This is a genomic window from Leptolyngbya sp. FACHB-36 (assembly GCF_014695955.1).
Classification (GTDB): domain Bacteria; phylum Cyanobacteriota; class Cyanobacteriia; order Leptolyngbyales; family Leptolyngbyaceae; genus FACHB-36.
Genome location: NZ_JACJPG010000467.1, coordinates 1 through 2275 on the forward strand (window position 1 = coordinate 1; position 2275 = coordinate 2275).

General features: G+C 54.0%; 2 protein-coding genes. One reads left to right on the plus strand and one right to left on the minus strand.

Features of this window, described 5'->3' with window-relative positions:
- Nucleotides 1-259: 259 nt before the first annotated feature.
- Nucleotides 260-1543: a polysaccharide deacetylase family protein gene (locus H6F43_RS21875; protein ID WP_199290331.1), complete on the plus strand. Its 1284-nt coding sequence runs from the start codon at nt 260-262 to the stop codon at nt 1541-1543.
- A gap of 39 nt (nt 1544-1582) precedes the next feature.
- Here H6F43_RS21875 and H6F43_RS13370 read toward each other — a convergent pair.
- A partial coding sequence (locus H6F43_RS13370; protein ID WP_190343235.1) for a HAMP domain-containing sensor histidine kinase occupies nt 1583-2275 on the minus strand: 693 nt, incomplete at its 5' end.

Here is a 2275-nt window from a genome sequence, read left to right on the forward strand (position 1 = left end):
TTCGCCTTCTGTAGACGACGAGTAGCCGCCTGCCACAGGTGCCGTGGTTGCCCGTGTCCTCTGCTGAAGAACCAATCGAAGATTAGTCGTACTGTCAGACAGAATGCTACACGTGTTCACACTTGCAAACGAGATCGATCGGGAAATTGCGAAACAAATGGTCCATGTGTGGGTTTCTGGGTTACTCTGTTCCCCAGATGTTTTGTAGAAGCACCGTTGATTAATCGCGGTTCATCCGAATTGGGCATGGGGTTGAGGAATGAGTCATTCGAGTGCGCTGTATCGACCGTCCATTCTAGAGCTAGCGCGGGCGGGGAACCTTCGAGCGATCGCCTACTGGATGAATAGCCTCTTAGGACCCCACGGACTCGTCATCCGCATTCAACCGACACGCTCCGGACGGCTGCATTTTTTGGTGGATTTTACCCAGTCTCGATCGCGGGAGCATCCGCTTCGACTGCAAAAGCAGCTTGTGCGGTTTATCTGCTACCGATTGTGGACGTTGAACTCCGAGTCGATTCGAGATGTTCGAATTGTGGCAAGGATCGCGGGAAACTCGACGCCGCTCTGGCAGCAGTCTGTCCGCATTATTACTCCAGCTAACCGCCGTACGCGGCGTCAGTCTCGAGCGCACTTACTGACCCAGCAGACAGCATCCTGGTTTTGGTTTCAGGTGCTGCGATCGCTGGTGATCAGCCGACTAGCGGTGGCTGGCTTTTTCTTGTGCTACTGGATGCTGCACTGGGAGTTGACTCACAATCGCGCGATCAACCAGCCTACAGCGGCAGTGAGTCCAGCGGCGATCGCTTCAGCAGATTTGGCTCAGTCCTCTAACAAAGCGCAACTCCGTGCTGCTATGCAGGACAGCTCACAGGCGCTCCTTACCGTGCCAGAATCCTTTCAAGGACAGGTTGTGCGGGAAGCCCAGTCTATAGGGTCAGAGAAGCTTGTGGCGCTGACGTTTGACGATGGTCCCTGGACTGAGACAACGGAGCAAGTCTTGGACATTTTGCGGCAAAACAACATTAAAGCCACGTTCTATTGGGTGGGATTGCAAGTTCAGAAGAACCCGGATATTGCTCGAAAAGTGGTTGCACAGGGGCACGCGATCGGAAACCATACCTGGCGGCACGTTCTGGAAAACGTCGATGAACTCACCGCTGCGGAAGAAATCAACAACACCGCGAAGCTGATCTACGATACGACTGGACTGCGGACCAGCTTGTTTCGCCCACCGGGTGGCAACCTGAAGGGGAGTCTAGCATCGTTTGCCCAGCAGCAGAAGTACGCTGTAACGCTGTGGTCTGTCGAATCTGACGACTACTACGTCTCCGCGCCCATCATTGTTGACAACGTACTGAGTGCTGTACAACCAGGCAGCATTGTACTGATGCATGACGGCGGCGGCGATCGCCGCGCCACAGTGCAAGCGCTTCCCCAAGTCATCTCGACGCTGCAACGACGCGGCTACAAGTTCGTTACCGTGCCGCAACTGCTAGCCGCGCAGGCGCAATCATCAATAACAGCGCAAATAAAACCGTGATCAGGTCTTAACGGTCGATCGACTACCCCTGATCCCGCGTCAGATTTTTCCGTCTAGAACCTGCGGTAAGGTCAAGGTAAAGCAGGTTTCGCAGCATTGCACATCACTTGTGGGACAGCTCGATGCAGCGATCACGCCATTGAGGTGTTGCACGAGGCATTTGACCAGCGCCAGTCCCAGTCCTGTTCCCTGAACCGCATTCTGCGTTGCTCCTTGGGCGCGGCGGAACTTGTCAAAGATATAGGGCAGTTCGTCGGGTGCAATGCCCGGTCCCGTATTACTGAGGGTCAACACAACTTCGTGCGTCGCTTGCTCAATTGGGTGAACCACCTTTAGAGCGATACGGGTGTTGGGGTCTGAGTACTTTCCTGCATTGGTCAGTAATTCCAGCAAAACGCGGTTAAGACTGCCACGATCGCTTCGCAGTCTTAGCGGTTGCGACGGTAAATCCAGCACTAGTGATAGCCCTTTGGCAGCCCATTTTTGGGAGAATGTCGCCGCTAAATCTTCAATCAGCGCTTTAAGATCCAATTCTTCGAGCTGAAGCTGTACCTGTTTCGATTCCAGTTCTTGCAGCGCTAGCAGGTCATTGATTAAGTTTGTCTCTTGAGCACACTGCTGCTCAAGAATGTCAAGGTAGCGAGCGCTGCGATCGTCCGATAGCCCTGTTTGCCGCAGCATGCGAATTGCCATTGTCATGCTGGTTAAGGGCGTTCGCAGTTCGTGGTTGAC